Consider the following 17,390-nt stretch of genomic DNA (forward strand, 5'->3'; position numbering starts at 1 on the left):
CCTTCCGACAGGGTCAGTCGGATGTGCCCGCGCGATCGGTCCCGTTATCCAGCCTGGTCTGAAGGGTTTCAACCTGCTGGCGCAGGTCCATGATTTCCTGCAGCAGGTTTTCCACCGTGCGGTTACCGGTCCGCTCCACCGCGTAAAGCGATGTAAACAGCGACATCGCCTGTCGCACGACGGCGGCATTTTCCTGTCCCAGCCCATCCACCGTGCCGCCCGGCGGTTGCTGGTCCATGAATTCGCCCATCATGCGTTCCAGATAATCGGAAACCTCGCCCTGCCGGCTATGGCCATAGCAGCGTATGAGCTGCCGCAGGAATGCCACGGGCAGCATGGCGCGACCACGCGTTTCCTCCTCCAGCATGACCTGTGCCAGAACGCCGCGCGTTATGTCATCGCCGGTCCGGGCGTCGAGAATGACAAACCCCCGGTCCTGCTTGACCATATCCATAAGGTTCTCAAGCGTAATATATGCAGAAAGCTCGGTATCGTACAGCCGCCGATTTGCATATTTCTTGATTACGACCGGAGCGGGAGATACCGACAAATGCCTTCCTTTCCGCGTGAAACAGGCGCCTGCCGCCCGATTGGCCGTGACACCGGCTTCATGCAATGGATGCCACAGGGAAACCGGCCTTACTGTATCCCATAATACAGGGGCGGACCATGCGGCCTGAAACACTTTAACAGACGGCCCGCACAGGATTGCAGCGCCCTGCCAACACATGCCACGCGATCCGATACGATCAGCACCGGGCATCATGCTGCCCCCGCCCGCCCGGCAGGGCCATTTTTCCCATCACGACATGACAGGCACGAACAGACCGGCAGGGGACTGTTTCAATGCAAAACCTCATCGTGACATATTATTTCAGAAATTATCCTTCTCTTTTCGCAATCGTGCAAGGGTCGGCGCATCCGCGGCACGCAGGAAGGGGTTGGTCGCCCGTTCCACTCCAAGCCGTACCGGCACGGTCGCAAGCCCCCTGCGGCGCAGGTCGGCCACCTGTTGCGCGCGTGCCTGCACGGCCACGTTGTCGGGATCGACATGCAGGGCGAAACGCGCGTTTGACTGCGTGTATTCGTGGCCACAGCATATCAGCGTATCGTCCGGCAGGGTGGCGATGCGCTGAAGGCTTGTAAACATATCCGCAGGCGTGCCCTCAAACAGTCGCCCACAGCCCATGCTGAACAGCGTATCGCCGCAGAACAGGGCGGGACCGGCGGGAAAGTAATACGATACCTCCCCCGATGTATGGCCAGGCGTCGCGATGACCTGCGCCTGCGCCTGCCCCAGCGTGACGACATCGCCGTCCTTCACCGCGACATCAAGGGCGGGCAGACGGCGGGCATCCGCTGCCGCCCCCACGATCCGCGCGCCATAACGCTGGCGCAGGGCAGCGGCGGCGGCGATATGGTCGGCATGGTGATGGGTCAGGAAAATCATGTCCAGCCTGCCGCCCGCCGCGTCAATGGCAGCGACCAGCGGCGCTTCTTCCGCCGGATCTATCATGCCAGCCGCCCCGGTCGCGCCGTCATGCACGAACCACGCATAATTATCCGACAGGATGGGAATCGCCTTGATGGAAAGGTGCCATGTCATGTCTGTCCTCCACGCCTGCGCTACATGATGGGCCCCGGGCCATGGATGATGGTCCCGACCGCCTTGTGTGCTAGTGTGTACCAATGCCATCCAACATGCACATCGCCGCAAGCTTCTATGCGTCCCGCCGGGGGCGGGTGACCGCACGCCTGCTGGCGCAGCGCATGGCTGCCTTCTGGCCTGAAAAGCCGTTCGGGCATACGCTTGGCCTTGGCTATGCCCTGCCCTTCCTCCCGTTATGGGACGGGGCAGAAACCCCGTGCATTTCCGCCCGACTGGACACGCATGTAACGCGCGATGCGCCACCGTGGCATGGACGGGACTGCATCGCCAATGGCACGCACCTGCCGTTTGATGACCTGAAATTCGACCGTATCGTGCTGATCCACGCGCTGGAAGTCAGCGAGGACAAGGGCAGCCTGCTGCGGCAGGTATGGAAGATACTCAAGGATGACGGCAGGCTGCTGCTGGTTGTCCCCAACCGGGCAGGATTGTGGGCGCATGCGGATAACTCCCCCTTCGGGCAGGGCACGCCGTTTTCGCGCCGCCAGATCAGCCGATGGCTGGGGGACGCCTGCTTCCGTGCGGAGCGTCATGAAGATGCGCTGTATATCCCCCCTGCCGGTCCGTGCCCGGCGGCACCCGCGCGCATGATCGAATGGACGGGCCGCAACCTGTTTCCCCGTCTGGGCGGGGTGTGCATGATAGAAGCTGTAAAGGACATCTACGCAGGTATTCCCGCCCGCCCCTTAAGCCTTGTGCCCGCGGGGCTTATGGGGCGGGCGGCGGGTGTCTTTTCCCGGCTTCCCACATCGCGCGCGCCGCCCGGTGATGCGCAGAATACTTGACCAATTTTACCGGAATCTTCATGAACATGGTCCCATGTCGCTGATTCAATCCCTCAAGCTCGTGATCGCCCCGCCGCACCCGGCCGCGCGTCCCTTCCTTCTCGCCTCCGGGGCGGGGGCTGTCATCGGTCGGCTGCTGCCGTTCCGGGCCACGAAATGGCTGGGCACGGCCAGCGGGCTGTTCTTTGGCTTCTGCCTGTATTTCTTCCGTGACCCCGAGCGCGTCACCCCGGCCGAGCCGAACGTGGCCGTCGCCCCGGCGGACGGGCATATCGTCTCGATCGAAAAAGTGGCCCCGCCGCCGGAACTGGAAATGGGCGACACCCCGGTATGGCGCATTGCCACGTTCCTGTCGGTTCTGGACGTGCATGTGAACCGCATGCCGGTCGCGGGCACGGTCACGCGCATTTCCTACCATGCGGGGCAGTTCCTGAACGCCAGCCTCGACAAGGCATCGGAACTCAATGAACGCAACGCCCTGCGCCTGACGCTCAATGACGGGCGGCAGGTTGCGGTGGTGCAGATCGCGGGGCTGATCGCGCGCCGTATCCTGTGTGATGCGGAAGAAGGCATGCAGTATGAAACCGGTGAGCGGTTCGGCCTGATCCGCTTCGGCTCCCGCACCGACCTGTACCTGCCCGCCGATGTGACCCCGCTTGTGGAAGTCGGGCAGACGATGATTGGTGGCGAAACCGTAATGGCGCGGCTCTGACCCGGCATGGCCGCGCCTTCCAACCAGCCTGCACGCCGCATCCGACGGTTGAAGAAACGCCCCCATCCGCGCCCACGCGTGCGGGGGCTTTCATTCAACCGGATGATCCCCAACCTGCTGACGATGCTGGGCCTGTGTGCGGGCCTGACGGGCATGCGATTCGGGCTTGAAGGCCGTTTCGGCAACGCTGCCGCCGCCCTGCTGATCGCCGCGTGCATCGACGGGCTGGACGGGCGCATCGCCCGCCTGCTGCGGGGAACCAGCCGCTTCGGGGCCGAGTTCGACAGCCTGTCCGATTTCCTGTGTTTTGGCGTGGCCCCCGCGTTCGTGCTCTACCTATGGGCGCTGCATGAAGGGGGGCGGTTTGGCTACATCCCGTGCATCATGTTCACGGTGTGCATGGCGCTGCGGCTGGCACGGTTCAACGCCAGTCTGGATGACGACGCCGACAAGCCGAAATACGCCAGCAATTTCTTTACCGGTGTGCCTGCGCCCGCTGGAGCGGGCCTTGCGCTGTTCCCGCTTTTCCTGGGTCTGGAAGCACAGCACCTGCACTGGGACTGGCTGTACAATTTCACCCGTGATCCGCTGCTGCCTGCGCTGACGTTAAGCGGCACGGCGTTCCTGCTGGTTTCCACCCTGCCGGTATGGTCCTTCAAGAACTTCAAGGTCCCATCGCCCATGATCCTGCCCACCATGCTGGGCACGGGGGCCTATGCCGCCATTCTGGTGGCCGAACCATGGGGCGCGCTGGCTGCGGCGGGCATCATCTACATCCTGCTGCTACCGATGAGCCGCATGAGCTTCCACCGCCTGCGCCGTGAAGCCGATGCCCTGCAGGAAAGCGACGAACCGGCACCATCAACGCCAGCCTGAACAGGGCTGCCGCCCTGCGGATACGATAAAACAGACGGGCCGTAAGAAACCGCTATACGGTCCCCGCCTGTTCTCCTGACGTATGCCAGTCCACAAGAGCACGCAGTATTTCAGCAGGCGATGGCGGACAGCCCGGCAGCAGCAGGCTGGTATGGGCATGCCGCGCCACGCCACCCAATACGGCATAATTCGGCGGAAACAGGCCCCCATCCACCGCACAGTCACCCACGGCGGCAAGGCTGCGGGAACCGGGCATGGCCTGCCATGCCTGCTCCACGACCGGAGCCATACTGACCGTAAGACTGCCCGTTACCAGCAGCAGGGCGGCCTGCCGGGGGGTGGGCACAAAACGGATGGCGGCACGTGCCGCGACCAGCGCCCGCGACAGACTGCGCAGTTCCATCGCGCAACCGGTACAGCCCCCCGTTTCCATATGAAAAATATCCAGCGTCACCAGACGTGGCACCGCCACCCCATCGGGGCCGAACAGATGCAGGTATGCCATTTCCGTCCCCCTACAGATCCGCCCCGGCTGCTGACAGGCCGAGGGAGGTCACGATCAGTCCCACATCATCATATGTGGCACCCCGCAGGATGTCAGGCAGCGCCTGTATCCGCGCCAGCGATGGATCGCCACACCACCATGCGGCAATCCGCCCCCCTTCCAGACGGACCGAGTGCCAGACCGGCCCGCTCGGTCCCTCGGCATGGCCTATGCCTTCGCCCGTTCCATCACTGAATGATGGAATGGATGCGGGCATGACGGTTTCATGGGCTGCGGACAGGCGCTGCACGCCCAACCCGATTTCATGCAGGCGGGTGGCAAGCCGGGCGGTAACATCGCCCCTGCCCTCCCCCACATCACCGACCCGATGTGTCCGATAGCCGGGCAGGGAAGGATGTGGTTCGTATTCGATACCGCTGGCCTGCCCCACGCATCCCATGATCCCCCACCGCCGGGCATGATCGGCTGACAGGATGCCAAGATCACGCCCCTGCATCGCAAGCCCGCGCGGACGGCGGAAAAGCCGCCGCAATTCCGCACAGCCGGTCTGTAACGCCCGTATCATTTCCGCTGCCGGGGACAGATCGTGCGGGGGAACCGCCCCGCCCGGCAGCAGCCGGTCAAGCAGCAGGCGGCGGCCATACTGCGCCCGACAGGTCTCACGCACATATTCCAGCAATTCCCCGGCAAGACTGGCGAAACGCACATCCCCCACCCGCTCGGCCGCCTGAATCAGACAGTCCAGATGGGTAGCGATACGTTCCACTTCCCCCAGCACGACGCCCGCAGCACTGAGCCCGTCCATCGCAGTCCCGGTGGCTGCGGCAAGGGCACGGAAAAAAGCCAGTTGATGGGCCATGGTCGCCGTCGCATCAATCCGGGCGGCCAGTTGCGCCGCCTGTGCTGGCGCAAGTCCCCGCATACGCGCGCACAATCCTCGATGGGCATATCCCATGCGGGTCGTAACCTGCGTGATACGTTCCCCCGGCATGCCGAGGCGGAGGTGAAAGGGCGAATCAAAGCCCCCATCTGCCGGTCCATAGCCCAGCACGACACCCCCGGCCTGTTGCAGGGCAATGTCATCGGTAAACTCCACCCCATCCGGCGCGGCAGAAGCAGGCGGTGGACGATCGCGCAGGGGCCATGTAACGGGCCAGCGTCCCTGATCCAGCCAGGGGGCGTCATCATGGCTGCCCATGGCCGCGATTCCCCACAGATCATGGATAATGCGTTCATGCGCCGCTGCCCCGGCCCGCATGGGAGACAGGGCCTGATAACGTCCATCCGTCACCGCCACGCTCGCGATCAGCGACGCTTCCCCATCCATGAACAGGGCATGCACCTGCACGCCATCCGCCCACAACCCCAGTAGCGGCATGGTTGTGCGGGACAGGGCATGGGCCATATCCAACCACCGGTCGGGCGTCAGCACGAAACGTGCGGCACAGGTAGTGCGCCCCCCCGTACGGATCAGGGCTGCTGCATCATCCCCGTTCAAGGCTGGATCATGCCCTGACGCACCACCATGCCCAGTACCACACACCCCATCAGCAGCAGGAAGGGCACCTCCGCCCGCCGGACCGGAACTGACGATCCCTGCCGCGCAAACATGGGCCATAAAGATAGCCCCGCCAGTACGGCAACCCACACGGCATGACCCATTTCCGCCACCAGTACAAGAACCAGCGCCATACCCGGCAGGAATGGTGGCCAGAACAGCATGGTGCCGCGCCTTTCCGCCTCAATCTGTGGTGACGAATCATCGGGAAGCAGGCAGGCCAGTGCAAGCATGCTGGCTGCAAGGGGAATGGAGGATGCCGCGCCCGGCAAGCCAGCGGCCAGCACCGCCCATGCCGTCCAATCCGGCGTAACTGATGCCCTGCCCGGCTGCGGCAGGCAATTCCGCAGCAGGCCGGTCAGCCCCATGAATGTCAGCACCGGCTGTAATACGGGCCATGAAACGGCTGCCTGCGCCAGCACAGGCAGTACCGCGAGGGCATCCACATTCCACCCTGTTCGCCCTGTCCCCGGCCGAAACAGGAAACCACAGGCCATGAGCAGTCCACCCACCAGCAGAACCGCGCCCGCCTGATCCTGCAGCGGCCCCCATGCCGCCTGCAACACGAACAGGCCCCCCTGCGCCATCATCAGTCCACCCAGCACGTTGCGCAGCAGGTGCTGCCCCTGACGATCCAGCCCCCGGATCCCATGAGCCACGGCCAGTCGCAGAATCAATGAAGCCCCGACAAACACCCACAACAGGTCGCACCGCCCGAAAGCAAGGGCCAGCGCCGCATTGCCCGACGTAACGAAAGGCGTCACGGCACCCGACGCATCATGCCGGAAAACATGAATGCACAATGCCAGCGCCGGACATAACGCCATGATCGCGCGTGACAGATCGGGCGCGATCACGCCGCCCACGCCCGCGCATAACCCAAGAAAAAGCACAGCCAGCAGACGCCGCAGGGGCGGTGAAGCACCCGCCCCCAGCAGGGCCGTCGTGGCCAGCGCCATCCATCCGGCCAGCAGGGCGATGTAAAGCCCCGATGTCATGGCTGCCCCCCACCATCACGGAAAAGATCGGCCATGACCCAGTTCAGGCCGGCAGCGACCACCAATGCCTCAATGATGACCGGGATACTGTCTGCCTGCGCGCCCAGCAGCATCATGCCATCCACGGCACAGGCCAGACCCGCGCACAGGGCCACCACCCCGCGTGTCACACACGCTGCCCAGACCCCGCATACAATGGCGGACAGACCGACCAGTCCCATAAGCCGCGCCATCACGTCCGCGGCCCCTTCGGACACGATCACCTGCGCCAGCACCGCAACACATACAAGCCCACCCGCTAGGCGCATACCGCCCCGTCCATCGGGAACGGCGGGGGCATGCCGCATCTGGATGGCCAGCACGCCAACCAGACCGGCGGCAACCAGCGCCAGCGGCACGACCATGCCGCCCTGCCCCCGCATCCAGCATGAAAAGCAGATGCACGCAGCCGTAAGCGCGGCATGCCACAACAGCGCGCCACCACCACCCGCCCCCCCGGAAACAGACAGGATCACAAGCATGCCCAGCAACAGTACCAGCACGTTCAGCCCATCCCCCGCCCGGCGAAAAGCAGTACCCCCGCCATAAGGGCACATAACAGCGCCAGCCCTCCGCGTCGCGCCGCCTGCCGCCTGCCCGATACGATAAAGACCTGCATGGCCGCCACACAGCCACAGGCCACCAGCATATGCAGCATCCACAGCCCCATCGCCGCAGCGATGGACACCACCAGCCATGAGCGGGGCAGAATGTCCGGCTCCATGACACTTTCAGGCCAGACCAGATCACGCGCAAGCATCATCCATACAACCACCAGCAGATCCCGCGCATATTGGGCAACGGCGCGGTCGGGGCCTGCAAGATCCTCCACCATGATGGTAAACGGGCCGGAATCCAGGCCGCTACTCTCCGTCACCCCCACCAGCAGCAGCGCACCGGCAACCAGCGCCAGCGGCACGCGGATGATGTTCATATCCGCCACATGCGCCTGCCGCACCAGACCGGCCAGCGTGCCATCGGGCAGGCACATGCCCAGCACGGCACAGGCAAGCAGCAGCACGGGCTGGATCATGATCCCTCTTACCGCCGTGCGCAGCCCCGCCTGTCCCGGTCGGGCCAGTCCTGCAGCAAGGGATACGACCACCAGCGCCAGAAACCCCATTTCCAGCAGGCCACCGACAGCCAGCAGATCGGACAGGTCCCCGCCGGGCATGCCAAGGGTAAAGGAAGGCACGAGCAGGGCCGCCCCCAGCCCCGCCGCCAGCGCCACCCACGGCGCAACCGCCGTAATCTGCGCCCCGGCAGCCGAACGCACACCCGGCTGCCGCCATGCCCGGCGTAACAGCCGCCAGTAGGATGCAGGGTCCGGCAGGCTGCGTGCGCCATCCATGGTCGCCATCATCCAGCGCAGCAGGCCGATCCATAACGGCACCGTCACCACGACCAGCACCGTATGACAGGCCAGCAGCAGTAGTGACTGCATCCGTGCCAGCAGAACAAGGGAGAGCGTCACCGCCGCCTATCCATGCCACGCAATAAATATCAGCCCACCCATACACAGGGCGAGCATCATCACCGGCCCATAAACTGCACTTTCACGCCACGGTCCCGACAGACGCCGCGTACCCTCGCACACCGTCTGCCGGATGCGCCGCCGCAATCGCGCGTAATCGTACATATACGCCCGCCGCCGTGTCAGCCCCGTCATCATGTCCAGCACGATACGGGCTGGATTACCCGGCCCTGCCTGTGTCAGCGGATCACCAAAGACCATCCATGGCGGCACGGCGGGAGCGCCCTGCTGCCAGCCCGCCACCTGCCGCGCCGGACGGGGGACGGCAAGACGCCGCAATACCGCTACACACCCGCCCCCAGCAGCCACAAGCAGGCATAACCGCCCCGGATGAAGGATGGCGGCCCCATCTGGCGACAGCAGCCCGACCTCCGCCAGAACGGGCCATCCCGATCCATGCGCCGAATGGCCAGCGCCTTCCATCAGTCCCAGCCAGTATTCGGGCCAGATGGAAACCACAATGACCGGCAGCACCGCCAGCACGACCGGCCACATCTCATGCCCGCGCGGATCACTTGCGCCCGCACAGCGCGGCGTACGGGGACGCCCGCACAGCATGACCGCAACCATACGGACAAGGGCGAGCATGCGGACAGCCCACCCCATCCCGAGTGCCAGAAGGGCCAGCAGCAGCGGTATGGTCCCGGCCAGCCCGCCGCCATGCGGCATGGCTGCCAGCAGGCGCAACAGCATCCAGACAACGGAAAAACCGATAAGGGGCGGCAGGCCGCTTTCCGCCAGCAGGCCGATGGCGCACAGCAGCGAAAGACGGGGCATGAGTACGCCCAGCCCCCCCAGACGGAGCAGTACGAGCGGCCCCGCCTCCCGCTCCATAACAGTGACGACCCGCGCCATGAACGCCCATGTCAGCATCATGCCCGCGACCAGCATGAATGTCCGGCTGGCACAGGCCGTCATGGCAGGCAGGTCATCGGCCTGCGCCAGACGCGTAAGACCCGCAATGACAATGACCAGCGCCCCGGTCCCGCCAAGAAGCCCCGCGAGAACCCTGCGCCCGTCGCCTGCGCACAGCGCCCGCCACGAAGCCGTGCCATACAGCAGGCACCCCGCAACGATCAGCATGCCGCCCCAGCGCGTATCCGCCACCATGCCCCCGGCAGGCAGATGCAGCCACAGCGCCATGCCCGCGATCAGGGCCGCCATGTCCATCATGTGAAAAGGACGTATCGCGCGGGCCGCTACACGCGGGGAAAAAGAAAGGCCAAGCAGTCCCCTCGTGCCGATCCAGCACAGGCCGGGCAGCAGGAAGTCCATTCGACCGGCCCATGCCGTCCCCGCCGCAAGAAGCAGCAGGGCAACCCTGTCGGGTGCATGCTGTACCCGCTGTGGTGGGGCATGCGGGCTGTTATCGCACACCCACAGCACCCATCCCGCCCCGATGCACGACGGCACGGGGCCGCCTGTTATCGCAAGTGCCGCCCCGGCGCAGGCGGCAAGGTCATACCGACCACAGGCCATCATCCCCGCCACGGCCAGCGGCACAAGCAGGGCGACCGATCCGGTGCCTGCGAAAAAGCCCGATCCGGGCGCAACCCCACCCGGCAGCGCCACACCCAGACAGACAAGGAGAGCCAGCAGACAGACTGCCGCCCACCCCGCCCGGATGAAGGGGACCATCCCGTCCGCCTGCCGTGACCAGCAGGCCAGAAGGACCGAAGCCAGCCCGACCGGCAGCAGGAGTGCAACAAGCAGAACAGGAATGGTGGCGTCCCCTTGAAACGCCCCGAAACGGGCGGGTCAGATCATGGCCAGCGGCTCCTTGCGGCGCGGCGGCGCGATGGCTTCATCAATCTCCGCCAGATCATCGCGCGTCAAGATGATCTCCTGCGCCGCGATGTTTTCGTGCTGGTGGCGCAGGCTGCCAGCCTTGGGAATGGCCAGTACGTTTTCATCCCGCAGCACCCAGGCCAGCGCGATCTGCGCGGGGGATGCGGGGCCAAGCGATGTTGCATGGCGCTGCGCCACGCGCCTGAGCACCGGCGCACGCAGCAGATCGCCCCCCTGGCCCAGCGGGGAATAGGCCATGGTCACGATCCCGGCCTTGCGGTCGTATTCCAGCAGATCGAATTCCGGGCCACGGTAATCCAGACTGTAAAGCACCTGATTGGCGGCGCACGGCGTGGCGCTATGGACGCTTTTGACTTCGCGCATGGCGTCCGTATCGAAGTTGGACACGCCCCAACTACGGATCATCCCGGCTTCGACCAGATCGTTGAAACCGGCGATGGTCTCCTCCAGCGGTTCGCTCCCTTCCCAATGCAGCAGGTACAGATCCAGACAGTCCGTGCCCAGCCGCTCAAGGGAGGCGGCACAGGCACGCCGCACCCCCTTGCGCGAGGCATTGGACGGCAGGACCTTGCTGACAAGGAAAACCTCGTCCCGCAGGCCACGGATCGCCTCACCCACCAGTTTTTCGGAACGGCCCGAACCATACATTTCCGCCGTGTCCACCACGCGGATACCGGCTTCCACACCCGCGCGGATGCTGCGTATCTCGTCAGCGCGGCGGCTGTCGCTGTCCCCCATGTTCCATGTGCCCATGCCAAGAGCGGGCACCACGCGACCATCGGGGAAAGTAACCGTCTTCATTACAGAACCTGCCTTTCATCACGTCACCCCGCACCATCGGGCCGTGCGGCAGTGACTATTTACGGCGCGTCCAGCCCCTGGACTGCTGTTGCCAGTAGCTCAGATCATGTCCCCCATCGCGCCCCGCGACCCAGCGGCGCCGCGCGGCGGCGACAGCGGTTTCATCATGGCCGTCGAACAGGTCGAACACCCGCTCGAACGGGGAAAGGTCCGTAACCTCCACCCCGTCCAGCAGGAACAGGAACGTGGCCCCGTTGGGCACATCGGCACCATCAGTCAGCCAGATGGGCTGCCAGGGACCATGGCCCAGCGCCTGCGTGCCATGGGGCAGCCATAGCGGGTCGGTCGCCCGCCACAGGCCATCGTCGAGTTCCTGCACCCGTTCGGCCGAGGCGCAGCGGATCACCGCGCGCCGCCGGGCATCGAGCGTGCGGCCCAGCAACGCGGGCAGCACCTCCACCGCCCTTGAACGCGTCAGGTGATAGAAGCCGATCTGCGCCATGGAGTTCCCTGTTCTGTCCTGTCCTGCCACGCGGGGCAGGCATTACCCCTCGTAATACGTGCTGACCAGACGGTCGAGCAGCCGCACGCCAAAGCCGGACGCGCCCTTGGGCGCCTGCGCCGTGCCCTTGGTGGAAAAAGCAACGCCCGCAATGTCCAGATGCGCCCATGGCACGTCGTTTACGAAGCATTCAAGGAACTTGGCCGCCGTGATCGACCCGCCGGGACGCCCGCCGATGTTCTTGAGATCGGCGATGTCCGAGCGCAGCCGTTCCAGATAGACGGCATCCAGCGGCATGCGCCACAGCTTTTCGGCCGTCTTCTCACCTGTTTCGGACAGGTGGGCCGCCAGTTCGTCATTATTGGAGAACAGGCCCGCACGCTCGTTGCCAAGGCTGACCACGATCGCCCCGGTCAGCGTGGCGAGGTCAACCATGAAGCGCGGATTGAAACGCTGCTGGGTGTACCACAGCACATCGGCCAGAACGAGCCGTCCCTCCGCATCGGTGTTCAGGACTTCCACCGTCTGGCCTGCCGCCGTGCGCACCACGTCACCGGGGCGCTGGGCATTGCCCGACAGCATGTTTTCAACCAGCCCCACGACGCCCACGGCGTTGACCTTCGCCTTGCGCCCCGCCAGCGCGGCCATGGTGCCAACCACGGCGGCAGCACCGGCCATGTCGGTTTTCATTTCCTCCATGCCCGCAGCGGGCTTGATGGAGATGCCACCCGAATCAAAGGTCACGCCCTTGCCGACGAAGGCAACCGGGGCATCCGCCTCAGCCCCCCCGTTCCAGCGCATGATGACGGTGCGCGGCGGGGCGTCGCTGCCCTGCGCCACGCCCAGCAGCGCGCCGAAACCCAGCTCCAGCATCGCGTCACGGTCCAGCACCTCGATCTCGACGCCAAGATCGGCCAGCGCGTTGATACGCTGCTCGAATTCGGGCGGACGCAGCATGTTCGCGGGTTCGGACACCAGATCGCGGCACAGATAAATCCCGCGCGCCACGGCGGAAAGGGGCGTCCACGCGGCCTGCGCCGCAGCCGTATCGGCACAGGCGATGGTCAGCGCGGTCAGTTTCGTAGGTTCGCCCGCGCGCGGACGTGTCCGGTACGAATCGAAACGGTAGCTGCCCATCACCGCACCCAGCGCCACATGGGCGGCCAGTGACGGCGCAAGCCCGTCAGCCACGATCACGCCGGTCGATGCCCCGGCGGCGGATGCCAGCGCACTCGCGGCAGTCGCCCCGGCCTGTTCCGCAACAGTCCCGTCCAGTTCATCCGCGCTGCCCAGCCCGACCAGAACAATACGGTCGTAACCCGCACCCGGCGCCAGCACGACGCAGGTCTTTGATGCCTCGAACCCGAATCTGGCGGCCTTCATGGCGCGTTCCAGCGCGCCACCCACGGCGGCGTCGAGCGTGGCGAAAGCGCCCGCAGGTGTCGCGCCGGATACGGCCAGCAGGGCAATGGCGCCACCGGTGGGCGCGGTCGTGTCGGAAAAGGCAATATCGAGCATATGGATCACATGGCTCCGCTACGAGGGTTTGGGACGGACAGGATAAATTTCCGTAACCCCACGGCATCGCCATGACCGGAATATCCGTATCCGAATCCATCAACACCGATAAAGGCATGACGGCGCGGCATGAGTAAGCTAATGCGAACAGCATGAATACACCATCCATCCCAGCATATGAGGACAGATTCCTTCTGGATCTGGCCCTTCGCCTGGCCGATGAGGCCGCCGACCTGATCCGGGAGATCCGTGCACGCGGCTTCGCCACGCAGGTCAAGTCCGACAGTTCCCCCGTGACGGAAGCCGACCACGCGGCGGAAGCCCATATCCTCAAGGGGCTTCGCGCCCATGCCCCCGCCATCCCCGTGGTGGCGGAAGAGGAAATGGCCGCTGGCATCCGCACCGATACCGGCAGCGAGTTCTGGCTGGTCGACCCGCTGGATGGCACGCGTGAATTCGCGGCGGGACGGGATGATTTCACCGTCAATATCGCGCTGGTGCGTGATGGTCGCCCGGTCATCGGCGCGGTGGCGCTGCCGGCCTATCACCAGCTTTATGGCGCGGGTGCCGGACGTGGGGCCTTCCGCATCGATGCGAACGGGGAACAGGCCATTCACGTCCGCACGCCCCCTGCCGAGGGACTGACCGTGCTGGCGTCGCGCCATTATGCGGATGATCCACGGCTGAAGGACTTTCTGGGCGGCCATACCATCGCGCATCTGGGCAATATCGGTTCGGCGGCCAAGTTCATCCGCGTGGCGGAAGGCATCGCCGACCTGTACCCCCGTCTTGGCACCACCATGGAGTGGGACACCGCCGCGCCACAGGCGATCGTGGAAGCGGCCGGGGGCAGCGTAACCACGCCCGATGGCGCGACTCTGGCCTATGGCAAGCCCGGCTGGCGCAATCCACATTTCATCTGTCGTGGCGCACGGTAGTCGCGCCGTATCGATGGATACACGACTGCTGCATAATGACCCGCAGGGCATTGAGGCCGCCGCCACCATCCTGCGCGCGGGCGGTCTTGTCGCCTTCGGGACGGAAACGGTCTACGGGCTGGGCGCGGATGCGCGCAACGACCGGGCCGTGGCCGCAATTTACACCGCCAAGGGCCGACCCGGCATCAACCCGCTGATAAGCCATTTCGTCAGCGCCGATGCCGCATTTGAACAGGTGGTCGCCAGCCCGCTTGCCCGCAGGCTGGCCACACGGTTCTGGCCCGGACCGCTGACGCTTGTCCTGCCCCGTGCGGAAGGATGCGCCATTTCCACCATCGCGACCGCCGGACTGCCAACGGCAGGCGTGCGCGTGCCCGCCGGGGCGACCACACAGGCCCTGCTGGCGGCATGCGGCTTTCCCGTTGTCGCCCCTTCGGCCAATCCATCGGGCCGGGTCAGCCCATCCGATGCGCAGCATGTGCTGGCGGGGCTGGATGGTCGGATTGACGCCGTGCTGGATTGCGGACCGTGCCGGGTGGGAGTGGAAAGCACCATTGTCGACCTGAGCGGGGAGCGCCCCGTCCTGTTGCGCCCAGGTGGCATCACGCTTGAGGCGCTGGAAGACGCCTGCGGCGCGCCACTTGTCACCCCTGCGGGCAGCAATGACATCAATCCCTCCGCCCCCGGGCAGCTTTCGTCGCATTATGCGCCGGGCCTGCCGGTGCGGCTGGATGCCGATACGGTTGCCGGTGACGAGGCGCTGCTGGCATTCGGCAGCGAACTGCCGGGCAGCCCGCTGGTGTGGAATCTGAGCAGAACCGCCGATTTGCATGAAGCGGCGGCACGCCTCTTCGCGGGGCTGCGGTTTCTTGATATGGAGGGACGCCGCCGTGGGCTGGTCAGGATTGCGGTGCAGCATGTACCCGGACATGGTCTGGGCCGTGCCATCCGTGACCGGCTGATCCGTGCTGCCAGTCCGCGTCCGTAATGGTTTTTAACCGCATGATCCGACCCCGGTGCCCGAAATGAGCGACACATTCGATCCCAAGGAACTGAAAATCCTTTCGGATATCCTTGCACTTGTGCTGGAGGAACATGCAGGTCAGTCGGAAAACGCACTGGCCGCCATCCGGGCACGGGCAAAGAAGAATCAGGTTACGGGCGGCGCACTGAAGAACCTTTTTTCAGCCATTGCCCCCAACCCGCCGCCCAAGGCCCCGCCCAAGCCGCGCGCGCCCCGCGCCACAAAAACCGGCACGGCGGCGGCAAAGGAAATACAGGAGTCGCACGCGCGCATTTCCAAGCTGACGGACAGCATCCGCAAGCTGGATCTGGAACTGCGCGACGCGCGCGCCCACAACGCCGCCCTGCGTTCGGAACTGTACCAGACGCAGCAGGCACGGGCCGAAACGCAGGCCGCCCTGTCCATCGTGCAGACCCGTCAGGCCCCGCGCCGGTCGGGTGGGCTGGTGGTTGCGGTGGCCGTGGGCGTGCTGACCGGCTTTGCCCTGACGGAAATGTGGCACACCCTTGTATCGAGCAGCCCCGCGCAGGCCAGCGCCGCCTACCCCCCGGTCCACCATGACGGGGTGGAGAACGGGCAGGCCTTTCTCATGCCGCTCTCCCATCCCCTCTATTCCGGAAGCATGTTGTCATGACCGCATCTCCCTCCCCCGCACTGGCACGTCATGACCTGATCGCCCGCTTCAGCGAAATACTGGGGCCTGCGGGCGTGCTGACGGATACGACGGATATCGCCCCCTTCTGCACCGACTGGCGCAGCCTGTACCATGGCCGCGCGCTGGCCGTGCTGCGCCCCGCCAGCACGGACGAACTGGCCGCCATCGTACGTCTATGTGTGGCGCATGATGTTCCCATGGTGCCGCAGGGCGGCAATACCAGCATGGTGGGCGGTGCAACGCCTGATGATACGGGGCGCGAGGTTGTCATCTGCCTGTCGCGCATGAACCGTATCCGCGGCATCGACCCGCGCGACCTGACCATGGAAATCGAAGCCGGGGTCACGCTGAAAGCGGCACAGGACGCCGCATGGGAAGCCGGTTTCATGCTGCCGCTGTCCATTTCATCCGAAGGGTCGGCCCAGATCGGCGGCGTGCTGGCCACCAATGCCGGGGGCAACAACACGCTGCGCTACGGCAATGCACGCGAACTGACGCTGGGGCTGGAAGCGGTCATGCCCGATGGCAGCGTATTCAACGGGCTGCGCCGCCTGCGCAAGGACAATACCGGCTATGCCCTGCGGCAGTTGCTGGTGGGATCGGAAGGGACGCTGGGATTCATTACCACCGCCATCCTGCAGCTTCATCCCCAGCCGCGCGAAATCGACGCCGCCCTGTGTGCGGTGGAAGACGCCAGCGCCGCGCTGGACCTGCTGGGGCTGCTGCGTTCGCGCGATCCGTCACTGCTGCAGGCGTTCGAGTTCATGTCGGGCACCGGCATGGAACTGGTTACAGACCTTATCCCCGGCGCAGGCCTGCCGCTGGAGGAAACCGCCCCGGCCTATGTACTGCTTGAACTTGCCACCCCCCGCCCCGATGCCGACCTGCGTGAGTTCACGGAATCCGTTCTGGGGGAAGCGCTGGAAGAAGGCATCATTACCGATGCCGTCATAGCCGAGAGCGAAAGCCAGCGCGCCGGGCTGTGGAAACTGCGCGAGGAACATGCCGAAGCCCAGCGCCGCGCGGGCGCCAGCGTCAAGAACGACGTCTCGGTTCCCGTAACCCATGTGCCCGAACTGATTACACGCGCCACCAGCGCGTGCGAGGCGCTGATACCCGGCATCCGCCCCGCCCCGTTCGGCCACATGGGCGATGGCAACATCCACTTCAACCTTGTCCAGCCCGAAGGCATGGCACCGGAAGCCTTCCTTGCGCGCAGCCACGACATCATGGATACGGTGTCCGCGATCGTGAAGGAACTGGATGGTTCCTTCTCCGCCGAGCATGGGGTGGGCCAGCTCAAGCCCTACATGATGCCGTCGTGGCGCGGGGGCGCGGAACTGACGGCCATGCGCCATATCAAGACAGCGCTTGATCCCCGCAACCTGATGAATCCCGGCAAGGTCCTGCCCCCCGCCACGCAGGGGGCCTGACGGAACGGCCCGCGCGACCGCGCGTAACAGACTG

At 65.3% G+C, this 17,390-nt stretch carries 18 protein-coding genes; 7 read left to right on the forward strand and 11 right to left on the reverse strand.

The features are described from left to right. Positions 1–13 precede the first annotated feature (13 nt). Entirely contained in the window at positions 14–550 is a 537-nt protein-coding gene (gene phaR, locus KSAC_RS05820; RefSeq protein WP_102323239.1) for a polyhydroxyalkanoate synthesis repressor PhaR, read from the reverse strand. A gap of 324 nt (positions 551–874) precedes the next feature. Further along, positions 875–1,606, reverse strand: coding sequence for a hydroxyacylglutathione hydrolase (gloB, locus tag KSAC_RS05825; RefSeq protein WP_132304677.1), 732 nt, complete (start codon positions 1,604–1,606; stop codon positions 875–877). 95 nt (positions 1,607–1,701) lie between these two features. Here gloB and KSAC_RS05830 point away from each other — a divergent pair, with 95 nt between their 5' ends. The 3 genes from KSAC_RS05830 to KSAC_RS05840 are packed head-to-tail and all read left to right on the forward strand — an operon-like array spanning position 1,702 to position 4,042. After that, entirely contained in the window at positions 1,702–2,454 is a 753-nt protein-coding gene (locus KSAC_RS05830) for a methyltransferase domain-containing protein (protein ID WP_118963629.1), read from the forward strand. Continuing rightward, positions 2,438–3,166, forward strand: a complete 729-nt coding sequence (locus tag KSAC_RS05835; RefSeq protein ID WP_257997491.1) for a phosphatidylserine decarboxylase — start codon at positions 2,438–2,440, stop codon at positions 3,164–3,166. The genes KSAC_RS05830 and KSAC_RS05835 overlap by 17 nt, the downstream gene beginning before the upstream one ends. Before the next feature lie 6 nt (positions 3,167–3,172). After that, on the forward strand, positions 3,173–4,042 hold the full coding sequence (locus KSAC_RS05840; protein ID WP_174234105.1) for a CDP-alcohol phosphatidyltransferase family protein: 870 nt from the start codon (positions 3,173–3,175) through the stop codon (positions 4,040–4,042). Positions 4,043–4,094: 52 nt separating this feature from the next. On the opposite strand, the gene KSAC_RS05845 is transcribed toward KSAC_RS05840, so the two are convergent. From KSAC_RS05845 to KSAC_RS05885, 9 genes are all read right to left on the reverse strand, one after another. Further along, complete coding sequence (locus KSAC_RS05845; protein WP_118962972.1) at positions 4,095–4,547, reverse strand: NADH-quinone oxidoreductase subunit B family protein; 453 nt, start codon at positions 4,545–4,547, stop codon at positions 4,095–4,097. A 10-nt stretch (positions 4,548–4,557) separates the two neighbouring features. Then, entirely contained in the window at positions 4,558–6,045 is a 1,488-nt protein-coding gene (locus KSAC_RS05850) for an NADH-quinone oxidoreductase subunit D-related protein (protein ID WP_243705324.1), read from the reverse strand. Beyond that, entirely contained in the window at positions 6,042–7,103 is a 1,062-nt protein-coding gene (locus KSAC_RS05855; protein ID WP_132304681.1) for a hypothetical protein, read from the reverse strand. Before KSAC_RS05855 ends, KSAC_RS05850 begins: the two co-directional genes overlap by 4 nt. Beyond that, positions 7,100–7,645 (reverse strand): hypothetical protein, encoded by a 546-nt coding sequence (locus KSAC_RS05860; protein WP_132304683.1) that lies wholly within the window; start codon positions 7,643–7,645, stop codon positions 7,100–7,102. Before KSAC_RS05860 ends, KSAC_RS05855 begins: the two co-directional genes overlap by 4 nt. Before the next feature lie 2 nt (positions 7,646–7,647). Continuing rightward, a complete protein-coding gene (locus KSAC_RS05865) occupies positions 7,648–8,616 on the reverse strand; it encodes a hypothetical protein (RefSeq protein WP_243705325.1) in 969 nt (322 codons plus the stop codon). A gap of 6 nt (positions 8,617–8,622) precedes the next feature. Beyond that, the gene (locus KSAC_RS05870; protein ID WP_132304685.1) at positions 8,623–10,314 is read right to left on the reverse strand and encodes a hypothetical protein; all 1,692 of its coding nucleotides are present in this window, start codon (positions 10,312–10,314) and stop codon (positions 8,623–8,625) included. Positions 10,315–10,434: 120 nt separating this feature from the next. Continuing rightward, positions 10,435–11,286 carry an aldo/keto reductase gene (locus KSAC_RS05875; protein WP_132304687.1) on the reverse strand — a complete coding sequence of 284 codons (852 nt, stop codon included), beginning with the start codon at positions 11,284–11,286 and terminating at the stop codon, positions 10,435–10,437. 55 nt (positions 11,287–11,341) lie between these two features. Further along, entirely contained in the window at positions 11,342–11,788 is a 447-nt protein-coding gene (locus KSAC_RS05880) for a DNA polymerase III subunit chi (protein ID WP_132304689.1), read from the reverse strand. A gap of 42 nt (positions 11,789–11,830) precedes the next feature. Next, positions 11,831–13,306 carry a leucyl aminopeptidase gene (locus tag KSAC_RS05885; RefSeq protein ID WP_207918775.1) on the reverse strand — a complete coding sequence of 492 codons (1,476 nt, stop codon included), beginning with the start codon at positions 13,304–13,306 and terminating at the stop codon, positions 11,831–11,833. A gap of 152 nt (positions 13,307–13,458) precedes the next feature. Here KSAC_RS05885 and cysQ point away from each other — a divergent pair, with 152 nt between their 5' ends. From cysQ to KSAC_RS05905, 4 genes are read left to right on the forward strand one after another with little or no spacing between them, the layout of a single operon-like run. Next, positions 13,459–14,244, forward strand: a complete 786-nt coding sequence (gene cysQ / locus KSAC_RS05890; protein WP_132304693.1) for a 3'(2'),5'-bisphosphate nucleotidase CysQ — start codon at positions 13,459–13,461, stop codon at positions 14,242–14,244. A 13-nt stretch (positions 14,245–14,257) separates the two neighbouring features. Further along, positions 14,258–15,232, forward strand: a complete 975-nt coding sequence (locus KSAC_RS05895) for an L-threonylcarbamoyladenylate synthase (RefSeq protein WP_132304695.1) — start codon at positions 14,258–14,260, stop codon at positions 15,230–15,232. Positions 15,233–15,269: 37 nt separating this feature from the next. Beyond that, positions 15,270–15,902 carry a hypothetical protein gene (locus KSAC_RS05900; protein ID WP_132304697.1) on the forward strand — a complete coding sequence of 211 codons (633 nt, stop codon included), beginning with the start codon at positions 15,270–15,272 and terminating at the stop codon, positions 15,900–15,902. Beyond that, positions 15,899–17,356 carry an FAD-binding oxidoreductase gene (locus KSAC_RS05905; RefSeq protein WP_132304699.1) on the forward strand — a complete coding sequence of 486 codons (1,458 nt, stop codon included), beginning with the start codon at positions 15,899–15,901 and terminating at the stop codon, positions 17,354–17,356. The genes KSAC_RS05900 and KSAC_RS05905 overlap by 4 nt, the downstream gene beginning before the upstream one ends. Positions 17,357–17,390: the final 34 nt, after the last annotated feature.

The organism is Komagataeibacter saccharivorans, assembly GCF_004348195.1.
GTDB classification, from domain to species: domain Bacteria; phylum Pseudomonadota; class Alphaproteobacteria; order Acetobacterales; family Acetobacteraceae; genus Komagataeibacter; species Komagataeibacter saccharivorans.

Bases quoted from the DNA above. Each gene is read 5' to 3' on its own strand.
- KSAC_RS05895 (WP_132304695.1), top strand. From the start codon at position 14,258: ATGGATACACGACTGCTGCATAATGACCCGCAGGGCATTGAGGCCGCC.
- gloB (WP_132304677.1), bottom strand. From the start codon at position 1,606: ATGACATGGCACCTTTCCATCAAGGCGATTCCCATCCTGTCGGATAAT.
- KSAC_RS05900 (WP_132304697.1), top strand. From the start codon at position 15,270: ATGAGCGACACATTCGATCCCAAGGAACTGAAAATCCTTTCGGATATC.
- KSAC_RS05880 (WP_132304689.1), bottom strand. From the start codon at position 11,788: ATGGCGCAGATCGGCTTCTATCACCTGACGCGTTCAAGGGCGGTGGAG.
- KSAC_RS05830 (WP_118963629.1), top strand. From the start codon at position 1,702: ATGCACATCGCCGCAAGCTTCTATGCGTCCCGCCGGGGGCGGGTGACC.
- KSAC_RS05855 (WP_132304681.1), bottom strand. From the start codon at position 7,103: ATGACATCGGGGCTTTACATCGCCCTGCTGGCCGGATGGATGGCGCTG.
- KSAC_RS05905 (WP_132304699.1), top strand. From the start codon at position 15,899: ATGACCGCATCTCCCTCCCCCGCACTGGCACGTCATGACCTGATCGCC.
- KSAC_RS05870 (WP_132304685.1), bottom strand. From the start codon at position 10,314: ATGGTCCCCTTCATCCGGGCGGGGTGGGCGGCAGTCTGTCTGCTGGCT.
- KSAC_RS05845 (WP_118962972.1), bottom strand. From the start codon at position 4,547: ATGGCATACCTGCATCTGTTCGGCCCCGATGGGGTGGCGGTGCCACGT.
- KSAC_RS05835 (WP_257997491.1), top strand. From the start codon at position 2,438: ATGCGCAGAATACTTGACCAATTTTACCGGAATCTTCATGAACATGGT.
- cysQ (WP_132304693.1), top strand. From the start codon at position 13,459: ATGAATACACCATCCATCCCAGCATATGAGGACAGATTCCTTCTGGAT.
- KSAC_RS05885 (WP_207918775.1), bottom strand. From the start codon at position 13,306: ATGCTCGATATTGCCTTTTCCGACACGACCGCGCCCACCGGTGGCGCC.
- KSAC_RS05840 (WP_174234105.1), top strand. From the start codon at position 3,173: ATGGCCGCGCCTTCCAACCAGCCTGCACGCCGCATCCGACGGTTGAAG.
- KSAC_RS05875 (WP_132304687.1), bottom strand. From the start codon at position 11,286: ATGAAGACGGTTACTTTCCCCGATGGTCGCGTGGTGCCCGCTCTTGGC.